Origin of the sequence: Paenibacillus sp. ACRSA (genome assembly GCF_022346845.1) — a bacterium.
In the GTDB taxonomy this organism is placed as follows: domain Bacteria; phylum Bacillota; class Bacilli; order Paenibacillales; family Paenibacillaceae; genus Paenibacillus.
On the sequence record NZ_JAKRNP010000007.1, the window covers coordinates 249,813 to 263,783 of the forward strand.

14 protein-coding genes and 1 riboswitch are annotated in these 13,971 nt (G+C 45.9%); of the genes, 10 read left to right on the top strand and 4 right to left on the bottom strand.

What is annotated here, in order from left to right; all coding sequences use genetic code 11:
* Positions 1-395 precede the first annotated feature (395 nt).
* Both MH215_RS20505 and MH215_RS20510 read left to right on the top strand, forming a co-directional pair.
* Positions 396-1,181 (top strand): zinc ribbon domain-containing protein, encoded by a 786-nt coding sequence (locus tag MH215_RS20505; protein WP_145050325.1) that lies wholly within the window; start codon positions 396-398, stop codon positions 1,179-1,181.
* A gap of 71 nt (positions 1,182-1,252) precedes the next feature.
* Positions 1,253-2,059: a TrmB family transcriptional regulator gene (locus tag MH215_RS20510; RefSeq protein WP_239293069.1), complete on the top strand. Its 807-nt coding sequence runs from the start codon at positions 1,253-1,255 to the stop codon at positions 2,057-2,059.
* Between the two features lie 305 nt (positions 2,060-2,364).
* On the opposite strand, the gene MH215_RS20515 is transcribed toward MH215_RS20510, so the two are convergent.
* On the bottom strand, positions 2,365-3,090 hold the full coding sequence (locus MH215_RS20515; RefSeq protein WP_239293070.1) for an NUDIX hydrolase: 726 nt from the start codon (positions 3,088-3,090) through the stop codon (positions 2,365-2,367).
* Between the two features lie 76 nt (positions 3,091-3,166).
* Here MH215_RS20515 and MH215_RS20520 point away from each other — a divergent pair, with 76 nt between their 5' ends.
* Positions 3,167-3,469 (top strand): hypothetical protein, encoded by a 303-nt coding sequence (locus MH215_RS20520; RefSeq protein ID WP_056695593.1) that lies wholly within the window; start codon positions 3,167-3,169, stop codon positions 3,467-3,469.
* Positions 3,470-3,867: 398 nt separating this feature from the next.
* Here the strand turns inward: MH215_RS20520 and mscL are convergent, their stop codons facing one another.
* Positions 3,868-4,362, bottom strand: a complete 495-nt coding sequence (gene mscL / locus MH215_RS20525; protein ID WP_056695591.1) for a large conductance mechanosensitive channel protein MscL — start codon at positions 4,360-4,362, stop codon at positions 3,868-3,870.
* Between the two features lie 262 nt (positions 4,363-4,624).
* A riboswitch (purine riboswitch) is annotated at positions 4,625-4,724 on the top strand.
* Between the two features lie 317 nt (positions 4,725-5,041).
* Here mscL and MH215_RS20530 point away from each other — a divergent pair.
* Together MH215_RS20530 and MH215_RS20535 are read left to right on the top strand one after the other, a co-directional pair.
* On the top strand, positions 5,042-5,629 hold the full coding sequence (locus MH215_RS20530) for a xanthine phosphoribosyltransferase (RefSeq protein WP_128100112.1): 588 nt from the start codon (positions 5,042-5,044) through the stop codon (positions 5,627-5,629).
* A gap of 1 nt (position 5,630) precedes the next feature.
* Positions 5,631-6,983: a nucleobase:cation symporter-2 family protein gene (locus MH215_RS20535; RefSeq protein WP_239293071.1), complete on the top strand. Its 1,353-nt coding sequence runs from the start codon at positions 5,631-5,633 to the stop codon at positions 6,981-6,983.
* Positions 6,984-7,373: 390 nt separating this feature from the next.
* Here the strand turns inward: MH215_RS20535 and MH215_RS20540 are convergent, their stop codons facing one another.
* Complete coding sequence (locus tag MH215_RS20540) at positions 7,374-7,712, bottom strand: DUF4870 domain-containing protein (protein ID WP_056695585.1); 339 nt, start codon at positions 7,710-7,712, stop codon at positions 7,374-7,376.
* Between the two features lie 266 nt (positions 7,713-7,978).
* Complete coding sequence (locus tag MH215_RS20545) at positions 7,979-8,260, bottom strand: transposase (RefSeq protein WP_128100123.1); 282 nt, start codon at positions 8,258-8,260, stop codon at positions 7,979-7,981.
* Positions 8,261-8,657: 397 nt separating this feature from the next.
* Here MH215_RS20545 and MH215_RS20550 point away from each other — a divergent pair, with 397 nt between their 5' ends.
* The 5 genes from MH215_RS20550 (at position 8,658) to MH215_RS20570 (ending at position 13,969) form a co-directional block, all read left to right on the top strand.
* Entirely contained in the window at positions 8,658-8,846 is a 189-nt protein-coding gene (locus MH215_RS20550; protein ID WP_017690840.1) for a hypothetical protein, read from the top strand.
* 172 nt (positions 8,847-9,018) lie between these two features.
* Positions 9,019-9,780 carry a type I methionyl aminopeptidase gene (gene map / locus MH215_RS20555; RefSeq protein WP_239293072.1) on the top strand — a complete coding sequence of 254 codons (762 nt, stop codon included), beginning with the start codon at positions 9,019-9,021 and terminating at the stop codon, positions 9,778-9,780.
* Positions 9,781-10,371: 591 nt separating this feature from the next.
* A complete protein-coding gene (coxB, locus tag MH215_RS20560; protein ID WP_056695632.1) occupies positions 10,372-11,424 on the top strand; it encodes a cytochrome c oxidase subunit II in 1,053 nt (350 codons plus the stop codon).
* Positions 11,425-11,495: 71 nt separating this feature from the next.
* Positions 11,496-13,346, top strand: a complete 1,851-nt coding sequence (gene ctaD / locus MH215_RS20565; RefSeq protein WP_239293129.1) for a cytochrome c oxidase subunit I — start codon at positions 11,496-11,498, stop codon at positions 13,344-13,346.
* Complete coding sequence (locus MH215_RS20570; RefSeq protein ID WP_239293073.1) at positions 13,343-13,969, top strand: cytochrome c oxidase subunit 3; 627 nt, start codon at positions 13,343-13,345, stop codon at positions 13,967-13,969. The genes ctaD and MH215_RS20570 overlap by 4 nt, the downstream gene beginning before the upstream one ends.
* Positions 13,970-13,971 lie beyond the last annotated feature (2 nt).

Consider the following 13,971-nt stretch of genomic DNA (forward strand, 5'->3'; position numbering starts at 1 on the left):
CCTTTTCACAATCGCATTGTAAATTGGTATGATAGGGTTAATCGCCTTAGTTCGGCGATATGCCGGGACAAAGTTTCATTATACCCGAACATATGGTCCTAACGAAAGCCCCCGAATTCATCCAGCATCGGCATAATACGGGCATTCGCGTAGGATTTCGCAACTTTTTGGCTACTTATCGTATAAGTTATATACCGAGCAGTTTGCATAGATTTATATAAAATGAACTTGTTCATTACACAGGAACGGAGTAGCAAGTGTAATATTCTGTAGTCCATTTTATATAGTGAGCAAGCTGTCTATGAAAATGAAATGAACTTAACATGTATGCGTAATGAAGAGATTAGCTTGAATGAAATCATTTAGCGCCTGACGGGAATAGAGGAGGAGATGTCATGAAACTGCTTCAGCGAATTAAGAATGGAGCGAACAAAGCAACAGAACGAGCTCAGCATGCCGTGGAGATTGGAAAACTAAACAATCAGATCGTGGGCTTGCAACAGGAACAGGAAGTCCATTTTACAGATATGGGTCGAATTTTCTATGAGGGCTACCGTGCCCAAGATATGACGCGTGCGGAGAAAGATATGGTCGATTTGTCGCATCTGTGCGACGAATTGCAAGATGAGATCGACAGTTTGCGTAGTAAAATTGCTGAGCTCAAAAATGAACGGTTGTGCGAGTGTGGACACGTCGCTTCACTGGATGCGAACTTCTGTCCTAAATGTGGACGTAAGCTTGGTGATTTTAAACCAGCTTCTGCCGCGGCAGCTCCTTCCGCCAGACAAGAGGCTGCTGTTGCACAGCAAGTAGGAGAACCGGTATACCAAGCACCTGTGGAAGAAGAGCTGGAAGAGAATGAGCCTTACCATACCGTTATTCCATCCATTGCTGATCTGGAGACGGATACTGAATACAACAGTACGGAATTTACCCAGGAAGAGAAGGAAGCGTTCGATGCAGAGTGGGAACGTCGCCGGGAAGAAGAGATGCTGCGTGAGCGTGAACGCCAGCAAGAGCTGGATGAGCGCATTCGATACTGGAAAGAGAATAACCCAATTGTAGACACCGTGGAAGTACAGACCGAAGTGCCGCGTGAAATGGTGAACTGTCAGATCTGTGCATCAGAGCTGCCCAAAGGCTCCAAATGGTGCCCACGCTGCGGAGCAGAACAGATCTGATGCAGTAGAGGCGCTGCCACATTATGAGTGAGTAGCAGTGCAGGTTGCTGACAGCATGGGGGGACGGGAATATGGACCAACTGCTGCATCATTTGCGTCATCTGGGATTTACGGAGATGGAATCGAAAATTATGGTGGAACTCGCCCGTCAAGGCTCAGCCTCAGGCTATGAGGTAGCGAAGCGACTGGGCGTGTCCCGTTCCAATGTATACGCGACCCTGCAACGATTAGAGCAGCGTGGATTCCTGCGGTGTGGTGCAGGCGAGCCAGCCAAGTACAGTGTGCTGAAGCCTGAGGAAATGACTCGGATGATCTCTGGTCAGATGCGAGATTCCCTTAACTATGTACAGAGCAGCATGCCGCAGCATGAACCCGAGAAGCCAGCCTTTTACAATATCGAAGGCGATAAGAAAGTGTTTGAGACCCTGAAGCGGCAATTAGCTGAGGCGAAGCATGAGATTGTAATTGACGTCTGGCGCGAAGAGATTGAGTCGCTTCATGAGGATCTACAGCAAGCCGAAGAGCGGGGCGTACGTCTGTTGTGGTCCTGTGAGGAAGGTGAAGGTATGCTGGAGCAGCCGCTGCCTTGGCCTGGAATGTCGGCCTATGCCGATGGTGAAGGGCGGAAGTTCTCCCTTGTGGTGGATCGATGCTGGTGTATGCTGGGGATGCGTGCTCAAGGGAGTGTTACGCAAGCCGTTGTCACAGAGCATCCTGTGATGACAGGGCTGCTGTTGAATCACTTTGCACAAGATCTGGTATTGTTCGAGTTGGAGCAGGATATGGGAGAAGTGCTGGAGGCTCGTTACGGGCGTCGTTATGAGCGTCTCTCAGCACAATACTGGTCTAAGCCTACAGAGGGCAATGGATCGTCGTGACCTGTGTCTGAGCAGTTAATCGTTCACGAGTCATCGCTTTATAAATACCAGATAAGCAAAACAGGCGCTGCCATACGGTAGACGCCTGTTTGTTTATCTGGTTGTGAGGAGATCCGGAGCGTTAGCGTTTTGGTCAATAAATCACGTATGTCATTACATTCTTGTGTTATTAATCCTTGAAGCTTCAGATCATTAAAATTTGAACCTAATCGTCGTATGCCATATGAATTAGAAATCAGTGGTATGAAGCTATGCTATTCTTGGGAGAATGAAAGTAGGAAAGATGATGTTGATCTCATAATGTATTAGGTATTCGTACGGCTAGAGGGTACGTCATACAGTGCCTCAAGAACACGAATATAATATTCCTCCCCATGAGGTACAAACTCATGAGCATGCACCGTAACAGTCTCGCGCACAGAGGATATGGCTGAATGCTCATCGTCGCTTGCGCCCAGTTCGGTATGTTCTTCTGTGCTTTGAGTCGTGGATGAAGCTAGCCAATCGATCTCCATACAGATTCCATTAGCCTCGATAACTTCACGTTCACCGCGAAATAACGCGAGCAGATCATCCAGAGCAACCTCGTATAAGCCGTGCACTTCGCTTGGCTGTAGGATGTAATCTTCAAGTGACTGATTCAGGCAGAGTCCATATACGGAGCTGAACTCCCGATCAATGAATGGCAGCCCACGAACTTCTCCTTGAAGCTCCTGCTTCGCAGTGAGTAGATACGTCAGCGTTTCAAATGCAGCATGAACGCCGAGCTCTTCCTCTAGTTCCCTGCTCGCTTCATGAAGCTGTTCGCCAGCAGTAAGGTGACCTGCGGCTGTAATGTCGTAGTAGAGGGGAAAAGTGTCCTTGATATCACGTCTTCGTTGAAAAAGAACCATCCGCTGAGCGCCTTCGTCACGCACGATCCAACAATGGAATGAACGGTGCCAATATCCTTTGGCATGAACCTCTGTTCGAGGTGCCGTGCCTAACCAATTTTGCTGATTGTCATAAAAATCGAAACGTTCTGGGGTCATGAAACGTATCTCCTTATATAGCAAGTTTTAAAGTTCAAAATTTCACAAAGTTTTAATGAGAAAGGGGAACCACCACATGGAATGCATTGTACACTTTCAAGTCATTTATCCGCAACCTCAAGAACGTAAAAGCCTTAGAGGACTCATCTTTGTAGGGCAGGGACAGGAGCCGGCTAACAGTCAGTTAACGACGATGTTCAAAGACATGGGATTCAATGTACGCCTGGAAGATGAAGCACAGCTATTGTTCAAACCTGTGGATGCTTCGGCCAACTTTGAGTATATTCGGGTAACTGAGCTCGATACCGGGGAAGAAGTCTATAAGGAAGATAAGGATCTAAAATCGATTCTGGAACACCTGTTACCTCGCCGCTTCTAAGTTCAAAGTCATGTCTTAAATTCCATTTAACACGGTTCAGTCACTGTCAGCTCATGGTCTGTTTGTGAGGGAATGATGGAATGATCCCTTAATATTAAAAGGCCCCACCGAATTGGTGAGACCTTGCTGAGAAGTAACCAGGAGCCGCTCTGCTCCGCCCCATCTGTCATCTTACCTGAGAAATCAACGTGGATGGGGAATCTATACAGACAGACAAGCTGAAGTTTTTTCATTACATAACCGTTGCACCGTAGAATTATCCGAACATTGTGCAGTCAAGCAGAGATCGCACGCCCACGGGCAGCCCACCTGAATGTCCGTCTAATAAAGACCTTTAAGTCGTGAATAGGCTCGTCACGATGAAGTAAGTTCGTTATGACGAGCCTACTTGCGTTTCCTTAAGCAGGATTTCCGCTGCCTTCAGCTTCTAGCTCGGATGTACAGTGGGAGCAACGAGTAGCTGCTGCTGGAATCTCAGATAGGCAGTATTTGCAAGCCTTGGTCGTTTTCTTCGGCTCAGGCTTTTTGTGTTCTTTGCTTTTGAGGTAATTAATACCCTTGACGAGCATGAAGATACAGAATGCCACAATAAGAAAATCAATCATAACGTTGATGAACTGACCATATGCAATTACGGTAGCACCAGCTTCGTTCGCTTGAGCGAGTGTTGTGATGTCTTGTCCATTTGCTGTTTTCACACCTGGATCAAGATTGATGATTTTCTGGCTGAAATCAATGCCGCCCATCAGTTTGCCAACCGGTGGCATGATGATATCATTCACGAGAGAGGTTACAATTTTACCAAAAGCAGCCCCGATAATAACCCCGACCGCCAGATCAATGACGTTGCCGCGTACAGCAAATTCCTTGAATTCATTAAGAACGCCTTTCATAGTTGCATGTCTCCTTTGACAGATAATGTCGTTGCAAAGGTTGTTTTGAACCCGCGCTTCCGTTTTCATATTGTACATAAAAACGACGTTTCAATCACCCCTGTAATGCAAATTAAGACAACTTTCCGTAACTTCCATGAAAATACTTCTTTATTTCATGCGAGCAATTCGGTATACTTCTAACATTGTCAGTGAAGTTTAACTTATTTATTTACAGATTCACGATCATACATCGTTAAGAATCATGGGAATTATCAGTTCAACAATTTAATACGCCGTTACTCGTATATGTGCAGGAATAGGCCTGCATGTCTCTACCCGATCACCGTAATGATCGGACTACGGGAAAGATCTGTTATATCGCTAATGTTATGGATGATGGAAATCCAAAATAGGCTAAGCACAGTGCTCATCGTCGCATCTGTGTGAGTCATGGACTTGTTCCTTTTGCTCAAGCTCAACATGGGTTCGAAGAGGCACACTAGAACCGTGTGATTCCATCTGCCGTATTATTACGAAATTTCAGTTCCAATGGCTTGTCATATATGTACAAGTCTGTCTTTCCTGTCTCCGGTTCAGCCGCAGCGGTGAAAGGTGGGCTTTTTGTTTTTGGTTTTGGCAGCCGAAGGGGAGAGTATGCAGGGTCGCCTGTGCGAGAGGCACACAAGGAGAGAACAACATGCAATTGCTAAAAGATAAGGTAAGACAGGAAGGAATTGTGCTGTCTGAACAAGTACTGAAAGTGGACTCATTTTTGAACCATCAGATGGACCCGGTTCTCATGAAGGAAGTGGGCAAGGAATTCATCCGCCGCTTTGAAGGTGAGAATATCACACGTGTGCTCACGATTGAATCCTCGGGTATAGCCCCAGGCATCATGACTGCGTTGGAGCTTAATGTACCGCTGATTTTTGCACGGAAGCAGAAGTCACTTACACTTACAGAAGATATCCTGGTCGAGAAGGTGTACTCATTCACGAAGCAGGAGACCAATGAGATTACCGTTGCCAAAAAGTTCATGCAACCAGGTGATCGTGTACTCATTATTGATGATTTCTTGGCGAATGGTGAGGCGGCATTTGGACTGGCACGCATCGTAGAGCAGGTTGGAGCCGAAGTCGTTGGTATCGGAATCGTCATCGAGAAAGCCTTCCAGCCAGGTGGACGCTTGCTTCAAGAAGCAGGATATCGGGTTGAATCACTAGTTCGCATTGGAGCCCTGTCGAACGGACAGGTTACATTTGCGGACGAGGAGGGCACGAACTAATATGGCACGCGAACGTATTTTTCAGCGGCATCGGCATCCTGTCCAAACATTCTCCTTAGGTCTTCAGCATGTATTAGCAATGTACGCAGGAGCTGTGATTGTGCCTCTGATCGTAAGTGAAGCCTTAGGCTTTACGATGGAGCAACTGACGTATCTGATTGCAATTGATCTGCTTGCCTGTGGGGTAGCGACATTGCTTCAAGTGTGGGGCAACCGTTATTTCGGAGTGGGGCTCCCCGTTATGCTGGGTTGTGCTTTCCAAGCGGTATCTCCGATGATTATTATCGGTCAGAGCAGCGGCGTATCGGCTATTTATGGTGCGATCATTGCTTCCGGACTATTTGTTCTTATTTTCTCCGGTCTATTCGGTAAATTGATTCGATTATTCCCACCAGTGGTTACAGGTTCAGTCGTCACGATTATTGGTTTGACACTGATCCCTGTGGCGTTCAACGATCTTGGTGGTAGTACGAATTTTGGTAGTGCTCAGAATTTGATGCTCGGTTTCGGTGTACTGCTGTTCATTATCCTGTTGACGCGGTTTACAACTGGATTTATCCGCTCCATCTCGGTTCTGATTGGTCTTCTCGCAGGGACAATTGCAGCAGCCTTTATGGGTGAAGTGAAACTTGCACCTTTACGTGAAGCAAGCTGGTTCCATATGATACAGCCGTTCTATTTCGGTAAACCAACATTTGAAATTGTACCGATTCTGACGATGATTCTGGTCGCTATTGTGAGTGTTGCTGAATCAACGGGTGTATTCATGGCTTTGGGTAAAATTCTGGATAAAGATCTGACTTCCAAAGACCTGGCTCGGGGTTACCGCGCAGAAGGTCTGGCGATTGTACTGGGTGGTATCTTCAACTCCTTCCCATACACGACCTATTCGCAAAATGTAGGGCTTGTACAGATGACGCGAGTGAAAACACGTGATGTTATTGTTGTAGCGGGTAGCTTGCTTGTCGTGATTGGATTCGTACCTAAGATTGCTGCGCTGGCACAGCTTGTACCAGGTTCTGTATTAGGTGGAGCGATGGTTGCTCTGTTTGGCATGGTGGTATCGTCAGGTATTCGTATTTTGGGAAGCCAAGTGGATCTGAACCGTCATGAGAATTTGTTCATTATCGCGTGTTCTGTAGGCATGGGTCTAGGGGTAACCGTTGTTCCTGAGCTGTTTGCCAATACACCGGCCTGGGCACAAATCATGTTAGGTAACGGCATCATCGCAGGTAGCTTTACAGCGATATTTATGAATCTGTTGTTCAACGGCATTGGAACGAAGGCTGAGGCAGCTAGAATGGCAGAGAAACAAGCAGACGATATCATTGGGGAGTCTAAACATTCTGCATAAGTAGGTGTTAAGAAACCAGCAAGAAATTAGTTTCCGCCATGCATCCTATGTTAACTCTTGTCATGAAATGCTTATATTACGTGTTCAAAAAGGTCGGTTTTCAGTACCAAGAAGATGGGGTGAAGATAGAAATGGAGTAGCGGAGCGTAGATTAAGCTACGTGAGCAACGGACATTTCGGCTGAATCCCATATTCGAAGCTGAGATGCCGCTCGCGCATCCTTCGTAATCAAAAGCGGACTTTTTGAACAACCTTTTATGTCATGAATAAATGGTTTCATGGCATGAGTCATTTACGTGATGAATGATCTATAGCATGAATAACAACACAAACATCCGATTCTCTGCCTGGCAGGGAAACGGATGTTTTTTGGTTATGAGTCGTCAGGAATCATAAATGCCGCATCTGTTTTTCCGCAAAATCGCCAATCCAAGGCAGCTTCAGCCATTTTCCCTGTAAGCTGGTTACAACCATCAGGAGCCATACAACCACACCGAGCAGGGATAACAGGGAGGAGACCAATGGGCCAAATAACGGGAGAAATGTGCATAACACATGACCGACCATAATGAGGCCAAATACAGTTACCGATTGGAGCGCATGGAACATAACGAATCGACTCCGCTTTTCCACGGCGAGAAATATGATCCCACCTACAATGGTGAACAGATAACAGAGCATACCTGCAATATTTTCATCCAGACCACTCGATGATTTAATGGGGGACATCCGGTCAAGCCTCCTTTGTCCTTTTTATATAAGCTATGAGGAGAAGGGGCAGAACTGAACCGGAATGATGAAGGAATGAATGGATAGATCAATGTATGTATGATGTGTTGCTATAAGTATGTGTATAGAACTGAATTAAATCGAAGTGTTTTTTACATTTAACATGGTGTTGGTGTAGCTATGGAGGAACAGACCCATTTGTCATATCGGCTGCGTCTGCCCCCAGAGCTACTATTTAGGATCTATCATTCTGGTTACCCTAAAGATTAATTATCGCCTTGCTCAAGCTGTCTACGTGGATTCGTGACTTTACCGATTTTGTCAGTATCATTCTCTTTGGGTACCAAACGTTCGTCCGTACGACCATCATGATGGTTCTCAAAGGCAAACTCCGTCAATTTCCACTCTGTCTTGCCAAGAATGGGATCGGCGGGAAAATGCTGACCTCGATGCAAATGCTCTTCGCGTCCCGCTTCGTTGATGTAGATTCCGTCCACTTCCACGACTTCATGCGAAAGGGGCAACATGTCTTGTTCTTTTCGTTCCATGAAACGGCGCCTCCTTAGAATCCAGAAATTTAACTATAATGGTTGTCCGTGATAATATCCCCCGAATAGTTACGCGTTATGCTGGATACATTAATTCCGTATACAATAGGCATATGCATTAAATATGATTCGGAATTAAACTTTTTCGGGTTAAAAACCGTTATAAATATTAAGGAAAATCGTCAAGTCGTAACATACTTCCGAATATGCTACAATAAGATTATGATTCAACTTGAATCATATCGGGTATTTATAGTGTCAGGTACTTGCTTTTAGCGAGGTTCCCGACCTAAAGCTTGCTTTAAGCCGCGCACACAACTTCATGAATGGCATTTAAGACTTATTCGGCGTTCTCTAAACGGAGCATTCACTTTCAACGTTTTGGGAGGGAATTACAATGGCAACGAAAGGTCACAATGAGGTCAAAGAAAGTTTGAGGGAAATGACTCGGATTTTCCGTCCTAAGGATCCAAAAAAATTCGTGAAGGAGTACGTGAGAAAATACCGGATTACGGGTGGGTATGAAGAAGAATTGACTTCTGTGGTCGAGCATGAGCTTGTCAAGATGGATTCTTCCGTATCCTGAAGCACTTAACTTAGAATTTTACTGTTCCGATATGAATAGAACCGTCTTCCGGGCGTTAAGCTCCGGTAGACGGTTTTTTTTGCTTCAGCCTGAAGAGTTTACCATTACTTTTCGGGCTTTGTTGCGTGAAGCTTGCATATATATGGAAGTACACAACTTCCAGGAAGGATGTATGCATGTGGATCCTATTTTGAAAACAAAAGAAGAGATTAGCTACATGCAGGAAGCAGGGCGAATCCTGCACAACTGTCACAAGCTCATTGAACAGCGGCTAGCTCCCGGTGTAACTACACGGGACATGGATGAATTAGTGGAAGAATTTCTGGCGAAGAACGGCGCGACGCCTGAACAAAAAGGATACAAGGGATACCCTTATGCGACCTGTGCATCTATCAATGAGGTAGTCTGTCACGGTTTTCCTAGTGAACGGGAATTGGCTGAAGGTGACGTCGTGACTATTGATATGGTTGTAAATAAAGATGGCTGGCTTGCTGACTCTGCCTGGACATATGGGATCGGGGAACAGCGGCGGACGATTCGTAAATTGATGAAACGTACAGAGAAGGCCCTGCATCGTGCTATTGCCCAAGCTGTACCTGGGAATACGCTGGGGGATATCGGCAATGCCATTGAACGCTCAGCAAGGTTATATCGATATGGCATTGTGAAGCCGCTCATTGGTCATGGGATTGGTCAATACATTCATGAACCGCCCAATGTACTACCTTATGGCAAACGTGGTACAGGACAGATGTTGACCGAAGGCATGGTCATTACGATTGAACCGATCTTCACAAAAGGTAGCTCAGGAGTCGTGGTGTGGGACGAAGATGGATGGACTGTGCGCACGGTGGACGGGAGCTGGGGGGTTCAATACGAGCACACGATCGCGATCACGAGCAATGGCCCACGGATATTAACAGATGGAACATAATGTAGAGAATGTGATCTATGCAAGATCATTTATAGGATAGTTGGAAGAAACGTTAAATTCAGAAAGGGAGGAGTACTACTCCATGCCGCTTTGAATGGCTAATAGAACGGTATGGAGTGAAATTTCCTTCCTGTATAACTGGAAGTTAGCCTACCAGGGAGTGATTCATTTCCTTTTGCATAATTTCGCATGTTTTGTGTGTGATAAAAGTCTGGTGAAAAATATGCCCAATCACCGAAATTTGGCAAAAATTTTCAAATTTATATTCATGGTTTTTTTACTGAAATCGCTTGCAAATCTAGTTGTGGTGCGGTTTTCTACATAAAGTGAACAAATTGTGAACATGTGTCCAAAGATTGACAAAATCATACCCTCAACTTATATTTAATATGTGATTGAACCATATAGAATGAATTGGAAGAATGCGTAGACATGCCCTTTGAAGGGAATTAAGGGGTCTATGGAAGCGTTATTTCTGGAAACGTTCTATATGACGGAGAGGATTATACGTATTGTGCCAGAACGGAAGAGTAATATGCTTTTGGGACAAAGACGGTAATCTACGAAAACGTAAAAAAGTGGGGTAGATCAATGATGAAACAGTGGCAGGTTGCAAAGCGAATTCTCCCCTTGCTGGCGGTGTTCTCTTTGCTGCTATCCGCATGCGGGCGGGAAGACTTGTCTGTAATGAAACCTCAGGGTCCTGTGGCGCAAGGTCAATATGATCTGATGAAGCTGTCCATCGCGATTATGATCGTGGTACTCATCATTGTATTTGCCATTGCGGCCTATGTATTGATCCGTTTTCGCAGACGGTCTGGACAGAATGACATACCCGAACAGGTCGAAGGAAGTTTCAAGCTCGAAGTCATATGGACAGCCATTCCGTTACTGCTTGTTATTGTACTAGCTGTACCAACGGTTAAGGAGATCTTTGCTCAAGGCGCAGATCTGTCCAATGATCCAAATGCAGTACAGGTCAAAGTCACCTCGCATCAGTACTGGTGGGAATTTACTTATCCTCAATATGACGTAACCACCGCTCAAGACCTCATTATTCCTACCGACAAGAAGATCGCATTCGAATTGAAAACCGCTGACGTGATTCATTCCTTCTGGGTGCCGTCACTTGCGGGTAAAATGGACACCAACCCAGATGGAACACTGAATAAGTTTAGCTTCTCAGCACCGAATGAAGGCGTTTACCGCGGAAAGTGTGCCGAATTATGCGGTAGGTCTCATGCCTACATGGAGTTTAAAGTAAAAGCGGTCAGCCCTGAGGCTTTTGACAGATGGGTCGCTGAAATGAAAGCACCTGCTGTTCTTCCAGAAGATACGCAATTGGCTGAAAAATTCAAAACTAATTGCCTTTCTTGTCATGCTGTAGGTGATCAAGGTGGCCCAGTTGCGCCAAATCTCACAGGCATTGGTGGCAAGGAATCCGTCGCAGGCATTTTGCTTAATCAACGCGAGGGACAAGAAGAAGGTAAACCTGTCTTGGATAACATGAAAGAATGGCTGCATGATCCACAATCCGTGAAGCCAGGCAATACGATGCCGAGTCCCAAAGACCTCGGACTTACAGATGAAGAGATCGACGGAATTGCCGAATATCTGGCCAATTATAAATTGGACTATGAATAGAACAGCAAGGACGATAAAGGGGGTACACAACCTTGGCTCAAGCTCATAGCGTCAAGCGTTACCGTGGCTTGATGGATTGGATCACTACCGTCGATCACAAAAAAATCGCCGTTCTTTACTTAGCTGCGGGCGGATTGTTTTTCGGCATCGGTGGGATTGAAGCCATTTTGATTCGGATTCAGCTGATGAAGCCGATGAACAATTTTGTCTCGGCACAGGTCTTCAATGAATTGATTACGATGCACGGAACCACGATGATCTTTCTAGGTGTTATGCCGATTATATTTGCCATTATGAATGCGGTTGTACCATTGCAGATTGGAGCACGGGATGTAGCTTTCCCGTTCGTTAACGCGCTGGGCTTCTGGACGTTCCTGTTCGGTGGTCTGTTGCTTAATCTGAGCTGGATCATGGGCGGCGCACCTGATGCCGGATGGACATCGTATACGCCACTATCGGGCAGTGAATACAGTGGGACACACGGTGTCGATTTCTATACGATTGGACTGCAGATTGCAGGTCTTGGAACACTCATCGGGGGGATTAACTTTCTCGCCACAATTATAACGATGCGTGCGCCTGGCATGTCATACATGCGGATGCCGATGTTTACTTGGACTACATTTATTACTTCTGCTATTATCCTATTTGCTTTTCCTGCAATTACCGTTGGTTTGGTATTGTTGACCTTTGATCGGATATTAGATGCGAACTTCTTCGATGTTGCAGGCGGGGGGAATCCCGTGTTATGGCAGCATATCTTCTGGATCTTTGGGCATCCCGAAGTATATATTCTCATTTTGCCAGCATTCGGGATTATCTCAGAGGTTATCCCAACGTTTGCACGCAAAAGATTGTTTGGTTATAGCTCCATGGTGTTTGCAACGATCCTAATCGCGTTCTTGGGCTTCATGGTCTGGGCGCATCATATGTTTACGACGGGTCTTGGAACGATTGCTAACGCGTTGTTCTCCATCTCCACCATGCTGATTGCTGTACCGACAGGGATCAAAATCTTCAACTGGCTCTTCACGATGTGGGGAGGACGAATTCGATTTACAGCGGCCAACCTGTTTGCAGTCGGATTTATTCCGACCTTTGTTATGGGGGGCGTAACGGGTGTCATGTTGGCGTCTGCTCCGGCTGACTTCCAATTCCATGATACATACTTTGTTGTAGCTCACTTTCACTATGTTATCGTAGGTGGCTTGGTACTTGGTATTTTCTCAGGTCTTCACTATTGGTGGCCCAAAATGTTTGGACGTATTCTCAGTGAAACGTTAGGAAAATGGACGTTCTGGACATTTATGATTGGTTTCCAACTCACATTCTTCGTGCAGCATTTCCTTGGACTGATGGGTATGCAGCGCCGGATCGTATCCTACTTGCCAAATCAGGATTTCGACCTGCTTAACCTCGTGAGTACAATCGGAGCGTTCCTGATGGGTGTTGGTGTCATCATTTTCCTCGTTAACATCGTTATTACAACGAAGAAACCGATGGATGCACCGAATGATCCGTGGGAAGATGGCCGTACGTTGGAATGGACCATTCCATCTCCACCGCCAGAGTACAATTTCAAGCAAACGCCGCTTGTGCGCGGTATTGATGCATACTGGAAGGAAAAGATGGCTGGGAACACAGAAATGACACCGGCTGAGCCGGTAGGGTCAATTCATATGCCATCTGCAACACCGTTACCGTTTGTCATGTCTGTTGGTATATTCATTGCTGGACTCGGACTGATGTTCAGTAAGGATGACTTTGGTAATGCATTTATGAATGGATTATTCAACAATTACATTGTGCTCATTATAGGACTCGTGATTACCTTCGGAGCCATGATGCTTCGTTCACTCTATGATGATCATGGCTGGCATATTGAGCCAGAGGATCAGGACGAGAAGGGGGCGAGAACATGACAACATCACATGCTGAACCTGTGAACGGTAATTTACCACATGAACCGGAGAAGGCAACGCTAGAGGGACGCAATAAGCTCATCGGCTTCTGGTTGTTCCTTGGCGGAGAGACGGTATTGTTCGGAACCCTTTTCGCTACCTTCCTAGCGCTCAGGAACCAGACGAATGATGGGCCGACGGCGAATGAGCTGTTCCATTTACCGCTGGTGGCAGCAGCAACCGTTATCCTCCTAGTCAGTAGTTTGACAAGTGTATTTGCCATTCAAGCGATGCATAAAGGGAAGGTGAAGGCACTCACATTATGGCTCGGCATTACCGTTTTGCTAGGGCTCGGGTTCCTAGGACTCGAAATCTATGAGTTTTATGAATATGTGAAGCACAAAGAGTTTGGTATGACAACGAGTGCATTCAGCTCAGCATTCTATACACTAGTCGGATTCCATGGAGCTCACGTAGCCTTTGGTATTCTCTGGATCGGTCTTATTATTGGGCAGTTGTTTAAAAAAGGACTGACGGTCGTAACTGCACCTAAAGTGTACGTCTCTGCAATGTACTGGCACTTTATCGACGTTGTCTGGGTGTTTATCTTCACGGTCGTGTACTTGCTCGGAAAGGTGGGGTAACA